Here is a 15,910-nt window from a genome sequence, read left to right as displayed (position 1 = left end):
ATGAAAAAGGTTGCTATTGTAGATGGTTTTTCTTCTGGTAAGTTTATGGCGAAAGAACTTTATGAAAAGGGCTGTCGTCTCTTGCATATAGCCTCGAAATCAGATTTACATAGTTATTATTATAAAGGTTTCGATTATTCAATCTATAAAGAGCATTATGTTTATTACAATATAGTCGATACAGTAAACTTCCTTAAAGAACAGGGTGTTGAATTTATTATTGCAGGGAGTGAAAGTGGTGTTTCTCTTGCAGATAAACTTAATAATCATTTTGAATTAGATTATAAAAATGATTTTATTAAGACCTCTGCAAGGCGCAATAAGTATGAGATGATTGACACGCTGAGAAAATATGGAATTCCTGCGGCAGAACAAGGTAAATTCTCAGATTGGCATACTGCGGAGCAATGGATTAGAACTTTTGGTAATTTTCCTATCGTGCTTAAACCATTAGAGAGTGCAGGTTCTGATGGTGTTTATATCTGCGAAGATGAGCGTTCTGCCAAGGAGGCTTTTTATAAAATATTGGGGAAATCTAATAAACTTAATCTCTGTAATAACCATGTCTTAATACAGGAGTTTCTGAAAGGGACTGAATATGTCGTTAATATGGTGTCTCTTAATAGCAATCAATTAGTTACGGAAGTGGTAAAATATAAAAAGCGCAGGCTTGACACGGGTAGCATAATCTATGATATCGATGACATTATTGATTCCTCCCATCCAGAGTATGATGTTTTAGTTGAATATACCAAAAGAGTTGTACTTGCTTTAGGTATATTCAATGGTCCCAGCCATGCTGAGGTAATGTTAACACCTGATGGCCCCAAATTGGTTGAAATTGCGGCGAGAATGGACGGAATATTGCGACCTGCGATCGCCAAATTAACAACAGGTTTAGGGCAAATTAGTGCTTCTGCTATGTCTATCGCCGAACCGGAAAATTTTAATAAGGCTATACAAGCAGAAGATTATACCCTGATTAATCATTCCTATAATGTATGTTTGATTAACCATCGTCTTGGTATATTTACCGCAAATTCTTTTATAGAGGAATTAAAGAAATTATCTTCTTTCTATGAGGTTGTTTTTTATGTTGATGAAGGTGATGAAATTGAAATAACTAAAGATGTTTTTAGCCAACCCGGAACGGTTTATTTAATTCATCATGATAAGGATGTAATTAAACAAGATTACGAAAAAATCAGAAGAATTGAAGAATCTGGTGGGTATTTGAAAAATATTTAATTGTTGTGGATATGTTCATCTGGTTACACTTTTCAACGGCTATGCTTGATTATGGTATGGCCGTTGATCGGAAACGTAATTTGGGATATTAGCAGTTTGGAGCTCATCTGTTTGTCAGTGCATTATTTAATGATTTAATGAAATCAGCGGATATAAAATTAGATAAACGGGTAACCGATTTTTATTATTAAATAATGTTATTAGTATCATGCCTATTTAATTTACTTGTCCAGTGTTGGTTTTATTTAGCACACAGCATTTTATGCCATCTATCCTCTTTTCTATCGGAACAATCGTTTATTAATTAGTCGCATGGTCACAAATATTTCATATTGATCAATAGTTATTCATACTGCAACTATTGCCTTTTTATGGTCTTTTTGGCTACAAAATGTGCATCATGTCATGTTTTTGTGCTAATTTTGTTAATTATTGGTTTCTTTTGTGTTTTTCTGTTGTTTATGACATCTGTTGAGATCTTATTGACGCAGGGGACAACAGTTGCTTAATTGATAAGCCGAAAAATAACAAACAATACCCAAACAGTGTAGTTCCTGGCAGAAAATGCAGGTTCTGGCTGTACACAACAACATCACAAATGGAGTGCAAGAGAATGACAACTTCCTCTAGAAAAACAGGGTTATTAAAGCTGGGGATCAGCTTGGTTGCATTGGCAGTAACCGCCAGCGTTCAGGCAAAAACATTGGTTTACTGTTCTGAAGGTTCACCAGAAGGATTTAACCCACAATTGTTCACCACTGGCACCACTTATGATGCCAGCTCGATACCACTGTTTAACCGTTTGGTTGAGTTCAAAGCAGGTACGACTGAAATCATACCTGGATTGGCGGAGACGTGGGACGTCAGTGATGATAGCAAGACGTATACTTTTCATCTGAGAAAAGGCGTTAAATGGCACTCTAACAAAGAGTTTAAGCCAAGCCGTGATTTTAATGCCGACGATGTGATCTATTCTTTTATGCGTCAGAAAGATACAAATCACCCGTACTATAAAGTCTCAGGTGGCAGCTATGAGTATTTCACTGGTATGGGTATGAGTGAGATGATCGATAAGGTTGTAAAAGTAGACGATTATACTGTCCGGTTTGAGCTTAGCCGCCCGGAAGCCCCATTCCTGGCTGATATAGGGATGGACTTCGCTTCTATTCTGTCTGCGGAATATGCAGATAAAATGATGAAAGCCGGTACACCGCAGAACGTAGACCTGAACCCAATTGGTACGGGACCATTCCAGTTGCTGCAATATCAGAAAGATTCCCGCATTCTGTATAAAGCGTTCAAAGAGTACTGGGGGGATAAAGCAAAAGTTGACCGCTTGGTTTTCTCCATCACCCCTGATGCTTCTGTTCGTTATGCAAAACTACAGAAAAATGAATGTCAGATCATGCCATATCCAAATCCGGCTGATATTGCCCGTATGAAGCAGGATAAAGATATCGTCATGATGGAGCAGCCTGGTTTGAACGTTGGTTATGTTTCTTTCAACGTCACCAAAAAACCACTGGATAACGTTAAAGTTCGCCAGGCGTTGACGATGTCTGTAAATAAAGACGCTATTGTTGAGGCGGTTTATCAGGGCGCGGGTCAGAAAGCGAAAAACCTGATCCCGCCGACGATATGGAGTTACAACGATAGTATTAAAGACTATCCATACGATCCGGAAAAAGCGAAGCAGTTATTGAAAGAAGCCGGGTTGGAAAATGGCTTCACCATTGATCTGTGGGCAATGCCGGTACAGCGTCCGTATAACCCTAATGCGCGCCGTATGGCTGAAATGATCCAGGCTGACTGGGCGAAAATTGGTGTTAAGGCCAAAATTGTCAGCTACGAATGGGGGGAATACCTGAAACGGGCTAAAGACGGAGAGCATCAAACTGTGATGATGGGTTGGACTGGTGACAATGGTGATCCGGACAACTTCTTCGCAACCTTGTTTAGCTGTGCAGCTAAAGAACGGGGTTCCAACTACTCTAAATGGTGTTACAAGCCGTTTGAGGACATTATTCAGCCGGCGCGTGTGGCTTCTGATCACGCCAAACGTATCGAGCTTTATAAACAGGCACAGGTTGTGATGCACGAGCAGGTTCCGGCATTGATCATTGCTCACTCCGTTGTTTATGAACCCATCCGCAAAGAAGTTAAAGGTTATGTGGTCGAGCCATTGGGTAATAAACATCGCTTCGATAACGTGTCTCTTGAATAATCCTGTTTTTACTCGGCTGTGATATGCCATCTCCCTGATTTTTTTAGCGGAGATGGTGGTTTTTCCCAGCCAGTCATCGCTGGAGGAAAGCTAACAAGAAAAGTAGAGGCAAGGAATTCATTGAGTTGTGAGCGAAAGGGGGAAAGTCCTCTCCCTTATCAAGCCAAACGGCCTGAGAGCTGTAACCGGCATTTAAATAAAGAGAGTTCGGAATATGTTGCAGTTCATACTCCGACGTCTGGGGCTAGTTATCCCAACGTTTATTGGCATTACTTTGCTGACTTTTGCTTTTGTCCATATGATCCCCGGAGACCCGGTGACCATTATGGCCGGGGAACGTGGAATATCTGCTGAGCGCTATGCTCAGTTAATGGCTGAAATGGGGCTAGATAAGCCACTCTGGCAGCAATACTTTCATTATGTAAGTAATGTGTTACATGGTGATCTGGGTGTCTCCATGAAAAGTCGTATCTCTGTGTGGGAAGAATTTGTTCCCCGTTTCCAGGCAACCCTTGAACTGGGGATATGCGCCATGCTGTTCGCTATTGCGGTCGGTATTCCGGTTGGCGTGCTGGCGGCAGTAAAGCGTGGATCGGTTTTTGATCATACCGCGATAGGTCTTTCTCTGACCGGATACTCCATGCCGATCTTCTGGTGGGGGATCATGTTGATCATGCTGGTTTCTGTCCAGTTGGATCTGACACCGGTGTCCGGGAGGGTAAGTGACAGTATTTTCCTTGATGACAGTCATCCGCTGACGGGCTTTATGCTGATCGACACCCTGTTCTGGGGTGAAGAAGGTGATTTCAAAGATGCCGTGATGCATATGATCTTACCTGCCATTGTCCTGGGGACGATTCCTCTGGCAGTGATTGTCCGCATGACCCGCTCTTCTATGTTGGAAGTATTGGGTGAAGATTATATTCGTACTGCCCGCGCTAAAGGCTTGAGCCGCATCCGTGTGATTGTGGTTCATGCGTTGCGCAATGCGCTGCTGCCAGTTGTGACCGTTATCGGCTTGCAGGTGGGTATCATGCTGGCGGGGGCAATTCTGACTGAAACCATCTTCTCCTGGCCGGGGCTTGGACGCTGGCTGATCGATGCCCTTCAACGCCGGGATTACCCGGTGGTTCAGGGAGGGGTATTGCTGGTGGCGATCATGATTATCCTGGTTAACCTGGTGGTTGACGTGCTGTACGGCGTAGTTAACCCGCGTATCCGTCATAAGAAATAGGGAGCGCATTATGTCTCAAGTGACTGAGCCTGCAAACAATGCGCCTAAGATTATGACGCCGATGCAGGAGTTCTGGTATTACTTTAAGCGCAATAAGGGGTCGGTTGCCGGCCTGGTGTATATTGTGCTGATGTTGTTGATTGCCTTGTTAGCGGGGGTTCTCGCGCCGCATGGTGCGGCGGAGCAGTTCCGTGATTCCTTGCTGACTCCGCCGGTATGGCAGGAAGGGGGAAGCTGGCAGTTTATTCTTGGTACTGATGATGTCGGTCGTGATTTACTTTCGCGTCTGATGTATGGTGCCCGGCTTTCACTGCTGGTGGGATGCCTGGTTGTGGTGTTATCCCTATTAATGGGGGTTGTACTGGGGGTGCTGGCAGGTTATTTCGGTGGCGTGGTGGATATTATCATCATGCGTATCGTTGATATTATGCTGGCATTGCCAAGCCTGCTGTTGGCGTTGGTGCTGGTGGCGATATTTGGGCCGTCAATTGTCAATGCGTCTCTGGCGCTGACCTTTGTGGCTTTGCCCCATTACATCCGTTTAACTCGTGCTGCGGTGCTGGTGGAGGTTAACCGTGATTATGTCACGGCTTCACAAGTGGCGGGTGCGAGTTCCATGCGCCAGATGTTTATCAATATCCTGCCTAACTGCCTGGCACCGCTGATTGTGCAGGCTTCTTTAGGTTTTTCCAATGCCATTCTCGATATGGCTGCTTTGGGTTTTCTGGGAATGGGGGCGCAGCCACCCACGCCGGAATGGGGAACAATGTTGTCTGATGTATTGCAGTTTGCACAAAGTGCCTGGTGGGTGGTGACTTTCCCAGGTCTGGCGATTCTGTTGACAGTGTTGGCGTTTAACCTGATGGGTGACGGTTTGCGTGATGCGCTTGATCCTAAACTTAAGCAGTAGTGAGGTAGCGAAATGGCATTGTTAAATGTAGAAAAATTATCGGTTCACTTCGGTGAAGAAGATGCGCCATTCCGCGCTGTTGATCGCATCAGCTACCGTGTTGAGCAGGGGCAGGTTGTCGGGATTGTCGGAGAATCCGGTTCCGGTAAGTCAGTCAGTTCATTGGCAGTCATGGGGTTGATTGATTATCCGGGCCGGGTGATGGCTGACAAACTGGAATTTAACCAGCGTGATCTGACCAAAATCTCGGAGAAAGAGCGCCGCCAGCTGGTTGGTGCGGAAGTGGCAATGATCTTTCAGGATCCGATGACCAGCCTGAATCCCTGTTATACCGTTGGATATCAGATTATGGAGGCGCTGAAAGTGCATCAGGGTGGCAACCGTCGCACCCGCCGCCAGCGGGCGATTGATCTGCTGACATTGGTTGGTATTCCTGATCCTGCATCGCGTCTGGATATTTATCCGCACCAATTATCCGGTGGTATGAGCCAACGGGTGATGATTGCAATGGCCATTGCTTGCCGGCCAAAATTGCTGATTGCTGATGAACCAACAACGGCTTTGGATGTCACCATTCAAGCGCAGGTTATTGAACTGTTGCTGGAGTTGCAACAACGGGAAAATATGGCGCTGGTATTAATTACTCATGATCTGGCATTAGTCGCAGAAGCTGCCCATCATATTATCGTGATGTATGCCGGGCAGGTGGTGGAATCCGGTAAGGCATCAGAAATCTTCCGTGCGCCACGTCATCCGTATACTCAGGCGCTGCTCAGGGCATTACCTGAATTTGCTACGGATAAATCCCGTCTTGCCTCTTTGCCGGGCGTTGTACCGGGGAAATATGACCGGCCTATTGGTTGCCTGCTGAATCCGCGTTGTCCATATGCTAATGACCATTGCCGCCAGATGGAGCCGGAATTACGAACGGTAGGGGAACGTCAGGTGAAATGCCATACACCGCTGGATGATGCGGGGAGGCCGACAATATGAGTGAACATATTTATCAGGCGCGGGAAACATCAACGGTGCCGTTGTTAAAAGCGACAGAACTGAAAAAATATTACCCGATTAAAGGGGGATTATTTTCACCTGCTCGTACTGTAAAAGCATTGGATGGTATCTCTTTCGAACTGGAGAAAGGCAAAACGCTGGCAGTGGTTGGTGAATCGGGGTGTGGTAAATCCACATTGGGGCGATTGCTGACCATGATAGAAAAGCCAACTGACGGTGAACTTTATTATCAGGGGCAGGATCTGCTGGTGCCAAATAAAGATGCTGAAAAGTTGCGCCGCCAGAAAATCCAGATTGTGTTCCAGAATCCTTATGGTTCGCTCAACCCGCGTAAGAAAGTTGGGCAAATCCTGGAGGAACCTTTGCTGATCAATACCAAACTGAATACGCATGAGCGTAAAGAGAAAGTGTTGCAGATGATGGCGAAAGTCGGGTTGAAAACCGAACACTACAGCCGTTACCCGCATATGTTCTCTGGTGGTCAGCGCCAGCGAATCGCGATTGCCCGTGGTTTGATGTTGGACCCGGATGTGTTGATCGCGGATGAGCCGGTTTCTGCGCTGGATGTCTCGGTGCGGGCACAGGTGTTGAACCTGATGATGGATTTGCAGCAGGATTTAGGGTTGTCTTATGTGTTCATTTCCCATGACTTATCTGTGGTTGAGCATATCGCTGATGAAGTGATGGTGATGTACCTTGGCCGCTGTGTGGAAAAAGGCAATAAGGAGATGATTTTCAGTAATCCACGTCATCCGTATACACAGGCGCTGTTATCAGCAACGCCAAGACTAAATCCTGAATTACGCCGTGAACGGATAAAATTGACAGGTGAATTGCCAAGCCCGATGAATCCACCACCCGGTTGTGCGTTTGCGGCTCGTTGTCGTCGGGCATTTAGCACCTGTACGCAGTTTCAGCCAAAATTGAATCAATATGGTGAGCAACTGATTGCCTGTTTTGCCGTTGATCAGGATGAAAATGTTGCGGTGGAGTAATTGCTTGGTCAGCATGAGTTAAAACATTCTTGGTGATAATGGTGTAACCATTATCACCATTTAAATATTTACTTTTGTCTTTAGTCGTCACAGACAGCCATTAAAGGTAATTATTTCAGAAAAATAACGACTTGGATAAGTGAAACAGGGCTGTTAGCGATAAAATCAAGTATACTCAATTCCACTGATCACATGTTATAACTGCGATATCTCATAGGCATTGGTTTGAGTGAAAATGAAATTGCGCGTCAAACGTTCGTTAACCATTAAACAGATGGCCGCAGTGACCGGCGTCACGCTGGTGACCATTGCTATTTTTATTACTATTCAATTGTGTCATCTTATACAGCAACGTAAAGATGATTATATCAGTCAGCTTAATCATGCGGCAGTTCAGGTCCAGGTGCCTTTAACCGAAGCGCTGCTCAGTTCCGATCTCAGTAAAGCAAAAGAGTTACTGATAGGGCTACGTACTGCGGGTATTTTAGGGCGGGCAGATGTGGTGTTACCGGAGGATATCCGGGTGATACGATTGAGCTTTGCCACCCATCGTCCAATTCCCGAATTGGCTAAACGTATTTTTGGGATCCCTGTGGAGGTGAGTATTCCCCTCCATGCTTATGGTTCCGTGCCAATAGATGCTAAACCGCTGGGGCATTTGATTTTACAGGTGGATTCTAATCGGGTATATCGTTTTGCTATTAATGCGTTGGCACTGATGTTGACAACGTATTTATTGTTAGCGCTTATTCTGACTGTGTCGATAAGCTGGTGTATCAACCGGATTATTGTGCACCCATTGCGTAACATTGCGCGGGATCTTAATAACGATCAACCACCTGAGCCAATGATTTGCCCGAAAGGCCACCAGGATGATGAACTGGGTCTGTTGATCAGGGGATATAATCGTCAATTTGATAAACATAAACCTCCGTCATCATGAAACCATCCGGGGCGGTTTGAGGTCTAACCCTCAGTTATAATTCTGACAGGATTTCACCTGCTAAAACTCAGGTTTTTGCTTTTTCTGCCGTTGTTATTGGTCGAAGGGAACATATTCTGTCATCACTGGTTAAACCGCCGAAGGCTAAAACCAAGGATAGACATCTATAGGGGTTCACATGCAGGGTACGAAAATTCGTTATTTTATTGGTGGGATAATGCTGGTCATTGTGGGCCAGGTGCAGGCAGAAGCTTTGCAACCTGACCCTGCCTGGAAACAAGGCAAACTGGAAAACGGTTTTAACTGGCAAATTTTGCAGACGCCACAACGTCCTAACGACAGAATACAGTTGCGCCTTGTAGTGAAAACAGGTTCGCTGGCGGAAAAAACTCAGCAAACGGGTTATACCTGGTTGATTCCGAAAGTCGCGTTATTCAGCAGTAAAAGTTTGTCTTCCGCCAAACTGGAACAATTATGGAATAGTGCCGTCGATCCTAAATACCCGCTGCCTCCTGCAATTGTTTCATATGATTTCACGCTTTATAGCCTGAGTTTGCCGCATAATCGTCCTGAACTGTTAAAAAGTGCGTTGAGTTGGCTGGCTGACGCGGCGGGTAAAACGGTATTTACACCAGAGACACTACAACATGCCATGAAAATGGCGGGTACATCGGTAGCGACCTATCCTCAAGATATACAAGACCCGGTGTGGCGTAGACGTTTACAAGGTTCAACGTTGTTGGGGCATGATCCGGCACAGGCCACTGCTCAACCTATCGATTTGGATAAACTTAAACAATTTTACCGGCAGTGGTATACCCCTGACATGATGACGCTGTATATCGCGGGCCACGTGGATAGCCGAACTTTACTGGAAAATATCAACCAGGTGTTTTCATCATTGAAGGGTAAGCGCCATACTCCGGCAACGATCGCGGCGTTGTTACCTATGAAACCGGATACGCTAGGGATGATCAGTGACAAAAAGAAAGAAGATACCTTATCCTTGATTTGGGATCTCAACTGGCAGCCGATGAATGATTCACATGTGTTGAGCCGCTATTGGATCAGTGATATTACCCGTGAGGCACTTTATCGTTACCTGCAACTTGGGCTGGAGAGAAGAAATGATAAGGCGCTGAAACTGGGGCTGGATTGCAAAGTTCAGTATCAGCGTGCGAGTTGTGCTCTGAATCTCAACACGTCGGCAGGTAATTTAAAACCGGCGATGGAGTATCTGGCGGCTGAATTGGTAACACTCCGTGATAAGGGGTTGCCAAAGGCACAGTTTGATGAGCTGTATGCGCAGAAACAAGCCCAACTCAGCCAATTGTTTGCCATGTATGCCCATACCAGCACGGATATTCTGATTAATCAGCGTCTTTTGTCTCAACAAAGTAATGTTGTGGATATTGCTCCTGAACAGTATCAACGTCTGAGACAAGCATTTTTAGCTTCCCTGACACCTGAAATGCTTAACCATGAACTGAAACAGATCCTTTCACAAGAAGTCGCGTTTGTTCTGATTCAGCCGAAAGGGGAAGCAGAAGTGGATGTAAACCAGTTAAGAAATGGTTTTAATCAGATTATGTCGCTGGAGCCACATAAGATTGATACTCCGGCACAGGCACAGCCGCCGGTATTTAAGCCAGAAGAAAAGGCTTCTTAAGGCAGTAAAAAGGGTGGGGATACCGCTGACGGTTCCCCGGTTTTCAATCCGGCCCTCCGCGGTAATATGCACTTCACCCGCCGCGGCACCAATGTTGCCGGCATTACGTACCCCCACGCCGGTTTCAGTGCCCACCAGCATAATTTTATGCGCATACATACCGCCTAATGCCGCCACATCCAACGCAAACTCCGGGGGCTTTTCATTGCCGGTCGATTTTTTCTCAATCTGCGAGCATATAACGATAACTCAGTTCGGCCACTTCCTGCCGTGAACATCGCTAAAATTTGAGATTCAAACCAAAATACTGCTTTCAGGATGTAAAAATCTTTTGGGTACATAAAGATCATAATCATTAAAGCGACAATATTCCTCCAATTGCTGAGCAGACTTAACACCAACCTTTCTGTATATTTGTGCCGTATAGTGTTCAACAGTACGGTAGGAAATGTTTAATATTCTGCCAATTTGTTTACTGGTATTTTTATGTAAAGAGAGAAAAATGACATCCCATTCCCGTGGAGTAAATAAATGAGTAGGTGGTTGAAATATAATAGATGCAGGGAGTTTTCCATAAAATAGACGGGTTAATGAGAAATCCTGGGCTTCCCGTCCGTGGAAAATGATTCCGACACATTCGTTTTCATCATTATATAGTGGGTATTTTTCACAAAAATGAGATGATAAAAATTTATCTTTGCCAAACATATGTGTTTCAAGCGAACATACTGTTGTTTCGCTCTTCATTACACTTTGATCATGAAGAACAAATTCCTTTGCAAACTCAGCACCATCCCAAGGAAGTTCATAATCATATCGCCCTTCGTAATCAAATGAGTCTGGCAGATTTTCAAGATGTTTAAGTGCCAGATTGCCATAAATAAAGCATGAATTTTTATCTTTGATCCCCCAGGGCTCATTACTTTGCTGCATTGTGTTAATGATTTGAGGGGAAATGATTACTTTATTATTCATATCATCATTCCTTATTATGTTTAAATGACATTAATCAGCTTAATTCTCTACTACCAATAGTGACAAATCTTTCAGGGAAATAGAGATCAAGTTTATTTTCTTTACAGAAATCCTTTAGTTCTGCATGTAAGGACAAATTGAATTTTCGGTAAATTGACTGAATATGATTAACAACATCCTCTGTATTCATCATTAATGCTTCGCTGATACTTTCTTCATCCAGTAAGCGCAGAGTCAAAAAGAGCACTTCCCACTCAGTTTGCGTCAGTATATCGTTAGGCGGTGTGAATTCCTGCGTCACCGGAGATGTTCTTTCATAGTAGTAAGCCGTAGAAAAGTTTTGAATTTTGGACATGTGAAAAATAATCCCCATGCAATCCCCCTTTTCATCACAAAGGGGATATTTGTCACAAATATAGGTTTGCTTAGTTTTATTTTCTCCAAATGGATGAGTTTCCATTGAAGATACTTTTTGCATAGTTTGAATAACTTTTTGATCCTGACGGTAATATTCTTTTTCATATTCTGCAATAGATGAGGGTAATTCTCCTGCTGAAAGCCCCGTAATATCGAAATCTTCGGGCAAGTTGAGCAGTTGATAGAAAGCCGGATTAGCATAGATAAACCTTGATTGCAGATCTTTAACTCCACAAGGTTCATGACTTTTTTCCCACATATGAATTAATTTCTGATCGATATTATTTGACATAGTAACTCCTTAATTATGATTAAGTCATTATCTGAATGAATTGTTTTCTGGTTATACATAAAATAACTTAACTATATAATATAGTATAACAATTATCCAGCCAAAGACTGTATGTTCATTAATTTCATGATGGTATTATCAGTACTAAATAGCATAATAAAAAAATATTATTTTTATTGAAAGTTATTTAAGTGATTTATTTTACCAGTTAAAAATTGAACGCACATAACATTGCAATCTGTTAAGATGGATTGTTTTATAAAGATATGAGATATTATGTTGCTATATGTCACATAAAAATTTTTAAATTTGGTATCAAATCGGAACCTGGCGTGATCATTTAGAAGTTTTTCTTCTACACGTGAATTGAATAATCTTCAATAAGAAAAAAAACCGTTTCCTTTTCCCTGCTTGTTAACAACCATAGTTGCCCCTTCCTCAAATAAGTCATTTTGAGATATTGATATTGCAAATAGATCATCATCTTTATCTGTACATAAATATGGAATACGAGCCAATGAGCTAACTTTGTTGGTGTCATTCCTCGTAACTGAAGAGCTTCTTTTAAGACATTCGTTAAAGTATTTCATACGTTTACAGCATTTACAAAAATAACTAAACTTTTTAAACATTTTAGTATCCGCAAAAGAACATTCCTGAACATTTAACGTTCATTTATGACCTTTTTGTCGTTAGACATAACATTTTCCTATTCGGAGAATATTTGGCTGTACTTGGCGGGGTTTAATGTTTTTGTACAGCCATTTTTTAGCATTCCGCCCAATGCGGACTCAGGGAAAAAGCTGTAACAACATAAAAATATCAATCTGAAGAGAGTATGAATATAGCACCTTGAATAACCAAACTGAGGAGAGAAGAAAGAAATGATTGTAAAAATCGACTGGCACCCAGCGGATATTATTGCGGGACTTAAAAAACGGGGAACGTCATTATCTGCTGTTTCAAGAGAAGCGGGGCTCGCATCATCCACGTTAAGTAATGCCCTGCACCGGCCCTGGCCTAAGGGTGAACGACTCATTGCTACCGCTTTAGGCTGTGAGCCTTTCAAAATATGGCCAAGTAGATATTCTAAATAATAATGAAAAGAGATTAATTACCTGAAATTTATCTTATGTCTTGTGGAAAGTTTCAGGTAGGATAATAGAATAAAAGCAGAGCTATTAACGCCCTGCTTTGTTTTTGTTATCGCGCTCTGATTAAAATATATAATCAGGCCAATTCAGGATATTTATCATCGGAATGCCTTTTCTACATTAATCGTTAATTTTTTATCTTGTGTTGACATCCACCTATATTTCTACTAATTCCGTGGATACCTTTTTATTTTAATCATGTTACCTGAACCAAACCAGCAATTGCCTTTTCAAGGTATTCGCGGGGACAACCTAAATTTACTCTGATAAACCCTTCACCCTTATCACCAAAACTCCATCCCATTGAAACGACTATTTTGGCTTTTTGTAATAAGGCCCGTTGCAGGGTGTCATCATCCAAGCCCAAATCGCGACAATCCAGCCAGGCCAGATATGTACCTTCCGCTTTAGTCATTCGGCACCAGGGAACGGCAGACGTTAAAGCCTGCCCGAACCAGCAACGGTTTTCTGCCAGGTAATGTTGTAGTTCATCAAGCCATACATCCCCATGTTGATATGCGGCTGTAGCCGCAGTCATAGATAGCGCGTTGAATACATCCAGTCCATGAGCATCCAGCCGCGCTTTAAAGGCACGCCGAAGGCCGGGATCTGGAATGAGAAAGTTCGATATACGAAGTGATGAGAGTCCAAATGTTTTACTTGCTGAGGTGGCGGCAATGACGTTGCTATGCCATTCGTTCCCCAGATGCAGTATTGAGGTGAATTTCTCCCCAGGCAAAATTAAATCAGCCCAAATTTCATCGGAAATTACGGTCGTACCGTACCTTTTGCAGAGTATCAATAGCCGGAGTAGTTCGTCACTATTCCAGCATCTACCCGTAGGGTTATGTGGATTACATAACACTAGCAGAGGTGGTCTGTGTTGCTCCAACATCTGTTCCAGATGATCATAATTAATCTTATAACCGTCCAGACTTTCAAGAAGTGGGTTTTCAATCATCATTCTGCCGTTCATAGTAATAATTTTGGCGAATGAAGCATAATAGGGCCCTTGTACAACCACACCTTCCCCCGGTTTACTCAGCATCTGTATCAGTAAAGCCAGTCCAGGTATGACACCTTCTATTGACGTGAACCAGTCGTGGCACAAGGTCAATTTATGGTGCCTTGAAAACCAGTCTATTGCCGCCTGGTAATAGTGATCGTCGCGTTCGCTATAACCGAAGATGCCATGTTCAATTCGGGAGTAGAGTGTTTGCAGGACCGCTTCCGGGCATTGAAAATCGAAATCGGACACCCACATTGGAAGCAGGTCAGTTTTGTCTAAGTGCAAGTCACGACCTAAAAAGTCCCACTTAACAGAGCTTGTATTGTGGCGATCGATTATCTGGTTGAAATCAGGCGATTTCACGTTGGGTTTCCTTTTTATTCAGGGCATTTTCCGGTGTGACTCTTGCAATACCAAAACCGGTAAAGCCATAGATGAGAGCCAGGAAGACGGCAGCATAGCACTGGATAGCCCAAGGTAGCAGATCAAGCGTACTGACACCCAATGTAGTCGCCATATAAATACCGGCAGCAGTCCAGGGGATTAACGGTTCTATGACGGTACAGCCATCTTCTATTGTCCGTGACAGATTTTTATTATCCAGTCCCATACGATGATAGGCCCCTTTGAACAGCTCCGCCGGGATGAGGAGACCCAACTTTCCGTTGCAGGTTGCGCCCGTTACCAGAATAGTGGTTGCCAGGGTTGCAGCGATAAGTTGCCCTGTTGTGCGAACAACTTGTAGAAGTGAGTTGATGATGACGGTCAGGGCGCCAGTGAGTGCTAAAGCACCGGCGAACGCGAATGCACAAAATGCAAGCAGGATGGTACTCATCATCGAAGACATGCCCCCCCGATTGAGCAGACGTGGGACGTCGCTAACAACCCCGGTGATATTGTGTCTCTGATCAGAGAACATAGAGAGATTGAAACCCTCTATCAACACATTAAGGCCCTGTTTAAGGGTGAGTCCCTGGAGACCTATACCAAGCACAATAGCCAATGCACAGCCAGCCAGCATGACGGGTATCACCGGCCGTTTTGTTATTGCTCCCCACAAAACCAGTATTGGTGGCAAAATCATCAATAAATTGAAGTGATACAGGCTTTCAAGAGATTGAAGGATGTCTGTGACTTTTTCAGGTGTTGCTACGCTACCTGTTAAGCTTGTATGACCCGCAATAAAATAAACAATAGCGGCTAAAACAAAGCCGGGAATAGTGGTATACATCAAATGTTGAATATGACTGTAAAGATCGGTATCGGCGACGATGGCAGCGAAGTTAGTCGAGTCAGATAACGGTGAAATTTTATCACCGAAATACGCACCTGAAACAACCGCGCCCGCCGCTGCCGCCAGAGGCACATCGAGGCCAGCGGCGACGCCCATTAGCGCTACGCCAACTGTTCCGGCTGCCCCCCATGACGTACCGGTACAAACTGAGATAACGCTCGTGATAAAGAAAGCAGCAATAAGTATGTATTGAGGGCTAATCAGCTTTAACCCCCAATACACCATGTAAGGTATGGTTCCGCTGAACATCCAGGTCCCAATTAACCCGCCTACGCAAATCAGTATCATCATCACCGGCATTGCTTTAGCTAGCTTTGCCACAATAGCATCGATAATGTCATTCCAGCGATAGCCTTGCCAATATGCCAAGGTAGCTGCTATTCCTGCTGATATGAGCAATAGGGATTCGATGCGTAAATTCAATTGACCATACCCAATAACCAATAGTAAGAGCATTGCTGCGATTGGCAGTATGGCAAGTCCCAGATTAATCTTTTTCTTGTCATCCATATTTTAAAACTCCAGTTCCAGA

General features: G+C 43.7%; 13 protein-coding genes and 1 pseudogene. 9 read left to right on the top strand and 5 right to left on the bottom strand.

The genetic code is table 11. The features are described from left to right. From PTE_RS10660 to PTE_RS10625, 8 genes are all read left to right on the top strand, one after another. Positions 1 to 1,248, top strand: a complete 1,248-nt coding sequence (locus PTE_RS10660; protein ID WP_036846129.1) for an ATP-grasp domain-containing protein — start codon at positions 1 to 3, stop codon at positions 1,246 to 1,248. Positions 1,249 to 1,861: 613 nt separating this feature from the next. Then, entirely contained in the window at positions 1,862 to 3,472 is a 1,611-nt protein-coding gene (gene dppA, locus PTE_RS10655) for a dipeptide ABC transporter periplasmic-binding protein DppA (protein WP_036846126.1), read from the top strand. 214 nt (positions 3,473 to 3,686) lie between these two features. Continuing rightward, a complete protein-coding gene (gene dppB / locus PTE_RS10650; RefSeq protein WP_036846124.1) occupies positions 3,687 to 4,706 on the top strand; it encodes a dipeptide ABC transporter permease DppB in 1,020 nt (339 codons plus the stop codon). 10 nt (positions 4,707 to 4,716) lie between these two features. Beyond that, the gene (dppC, locus tag PTE_RS10645) at positions 4,717 to 5,616 is read left to right on the top strand and encodes a dipeptide ABC transporter permease DppC (protein WP_036846121.1); all 900 of its coding nucleotides are present in this window, start codon (positions 4,717 to 4,719) and stop codon (positions 5,614 to 5,616) included. 12 nt (positions 5,617 to 5,628) lie between these two features. Further along, positions 5,629 to 6,609, top strand: a complete 981-nt coding sequence (dppD, locus tag PTE_RS10640; protein ID WP_036846118.1) for a dipeptide ABC transporter ATP-binding protein — start codon at positions 5,629 to 5,631, stop codon at positions 6,607 to 6,609. Continuing rightward, positions 6,606 to 7,625 carry a dipeptide ABC transporter ATP-binding subunit DppF gene (gene dppF, locus PTE_RS10635; protein ID WP_036846115.1) on the top strand — a complete coding sequence of 340 codons (1,020 nt, stop codon included), beginning with the start codon at positions 6,606 to 6,608 and terminating at the stop codon, positions 7,623 to 7,625. Before dppD ends, dppF begins: the two co-directional genes overlap by 4 nt. Before the next feature lie 235 nt (positions 7,626 to 7,860). After that, on the top strand, positions 7,861 to 8,568 hold the full coding sequence (locus tag PTE_RS10630; RefSeq protein WP_036846112.1) for a HAMP domain-containing protein: 708 nt from the start codon (positions 7,861 to 7,863) through the stop codon (positions 8,566 to 8,568). A 178-nt stretch (positions 8,569 to 8,746) separates the two neighbouring features. Beyond that, positions 8,747 to 10,237 (top strand): insulinase family protein, encoded by a 1,491-nt coding sequence (locus tag PTE_RS10625; RefSeq protein ID WP_036846109.1) that lies wholly within the window; start codon positions 8,747 to 8,749, stop codon positions 10,235 to 10,237. A 24-nt stretch (positions 10,238 to 10,261) separates the two neighbouring features. Here the strand turns inward: PTE_RS10625 and PTE_RS27245 are convergent. The 3 genes and pseudogenes from PTE_RS27245 to PTE_RS10615 all read right to left on the bottom strand — a co-directional run. Continuing rightward, a pseudogene (locus PTE_RS27245) lies at positions 10,262 to 10,468 on the bottom strand (hypothetical protein); the annotation flags it as partial. A 63-nt stretch (positions 10,469 to 10,531) separates the two neighbouring features. Further along, positions 10,532 to 11,212, bottom strand: coding sequence for a helix-turn-helix transcriptional regulator (locus tag PTE_RS10620; RefSeq protein WP_036846106.1), 681 nt, complete (start codon positions 11,210 to 11,212; stop codon positions 10,532 to 10,534). 34 nt (positions 11,213 to 11,246) lie between these two features. After that, entirely contained in the window at positions 11,247 to 11,921 is a 675-nt protein-coding gene (locus PTE_RS10615; protein WP_036846104.1) for a helix-turn-helix transcriptional regulator, read from the bottom strand. 884 nt (positions 11,922 to 12,805) lie between these two features. Between PTE_RS10615 and PTE_RS10605 the strand changes: the two genes are divergently transcribed. Continuing rightward, positions 12,806 to 13,018, top strand: a complete 213-nt coding sequence (locus PTE_RS10605) for a helix-turn-helix domain-containing protein (RefSeq protein WP_207627001.1) — start codon at positions 12,806 to 12,808, stop codon at positions 13,016 to 13,018. A 253-nt stretch (positions 13,019 to 13,271) separates the two neighbouring features. Here PTE_RS10605 and PTE_RS10600 read toward each other — a convergent pair whose 3' ends face one another. Beyond that, entirely contained in the window at positions 13,272 to 14,447 is a 1,176-nt protein-coding gene (locus tag PTE_RS10600) for a MalY/PatB family protein (protein WP_036846098.1), read from the bottom strand. Continuing rightward, positions 14,434 to 15,888 carry a Na+/H+ antiporter NhaC gene (gene nhaC / locus PTE_RS10595; RefSeq protein ID WP_036846095.1) on the bottom strand — a complete coding sequence of 485 codons (1,455 nt, stop codon included), beginning with the start codon at positions 15,886 to 15,888 and terminating at the stop codon, positions 14,434 to 14,436. The genes PTE_RS10600 and nhaC overlap by 14 nt, the downstream gene beginning before the upstream one ends. Positions 15,889 to 15,910 lie beyond the last annotated feature (22 nt).

Origin of the sequence: Photorhabdus khanii NC19 (assembly GCF_000517265.1) — a bacterium.
GTDB classification, from domain to species: Bacteria; Pseudomonadota; Gammaproteobacteria; order Enterobacterales; family Enterobacteriaceae; genus Photorhabdus; species Photorhabdus khanii.
Note: the sequence above shows the minus strand (reverse complement) of the source record. Positions and strands in the feature narration are given on the sequence as shown.

Coding starts and splice junctions, on each gene's coding strand:
- PTE_RS10605 (WP_207627001.1), top strand. CDS start 12,806: ATGATTGTAAAAATCGACTGGCACCCAGCGGATATTATTGCGGGACTT.
- PTE_RS10625 (WP_036846109.1), top strand. CDS start 8,747: ATGCAGGGTACGAAAATTCGTTATTTTATTGGTGGGATAATGCTGGTC.
- PTE_RS10630 (WP_036846112.1), top strand. CDS start 7,861: ATGAAATTGCGCGTCAAACGTTCGTTAACCATTAAACAGATGGCCGCA.
- dppB (WP_036846124.1), top strand. CDS start 3,687: ATGTTGCAGTTCATACTCCGACGTCTGGGGCTAGTTATCCCAACGTTT.
- PTE_RS10660 (WP_036846129.1), top strand. CDS start 1: ATGAAAAAGGTTGCTATTGTAGATGGTTTTTCTTCTGGTAAGTTTATG.
- dppA (WP_036846126.1), top strand. CDS start 1,862: ATGACAACTTCCTCTAGAAAAACAGGGTTATTAAAGCTGGGGATCAGC.
- PTE_RS10620 (WP_036846106.1), bottom strand. CDS start 11,212: ATGAATAATAAAGTAATCATTTCCCCTCAAATCATTAACACAATGCAG.
- PTE_RS10615 (WP_036846104.1), bottom strand. CDS start 11,921: ATGTCAAATAATATCGATCAGAAATTAATTCATATGTGGGAAAAAAGT.
- dppD (WP_036846118.1), top strand. CDS start 5,629: ATGGCATTGTTAAATGTAGAAAAATTATCGGTTCACTTCGGTGAAGAA.
- dppC (WP_036846121.1), top strand. CDS start 4,717: ATGTCTCAAGTGACTGAGCCTGCAAACAATGCGCCTAAGATTATGACG.
- dppF (WP_036846115.1), top strand. CDS start 6,606: ATGAGTGAACATATTTATCAGGCGCGGGAAACATCAACGGTGCCGTTG.
- nhaC (WP_036846095.1), bottom strand. CDS start 15,888: ATGGATGACAAGAAAAAGATTAATCTGGGACTTGCCATACTGCCAATC.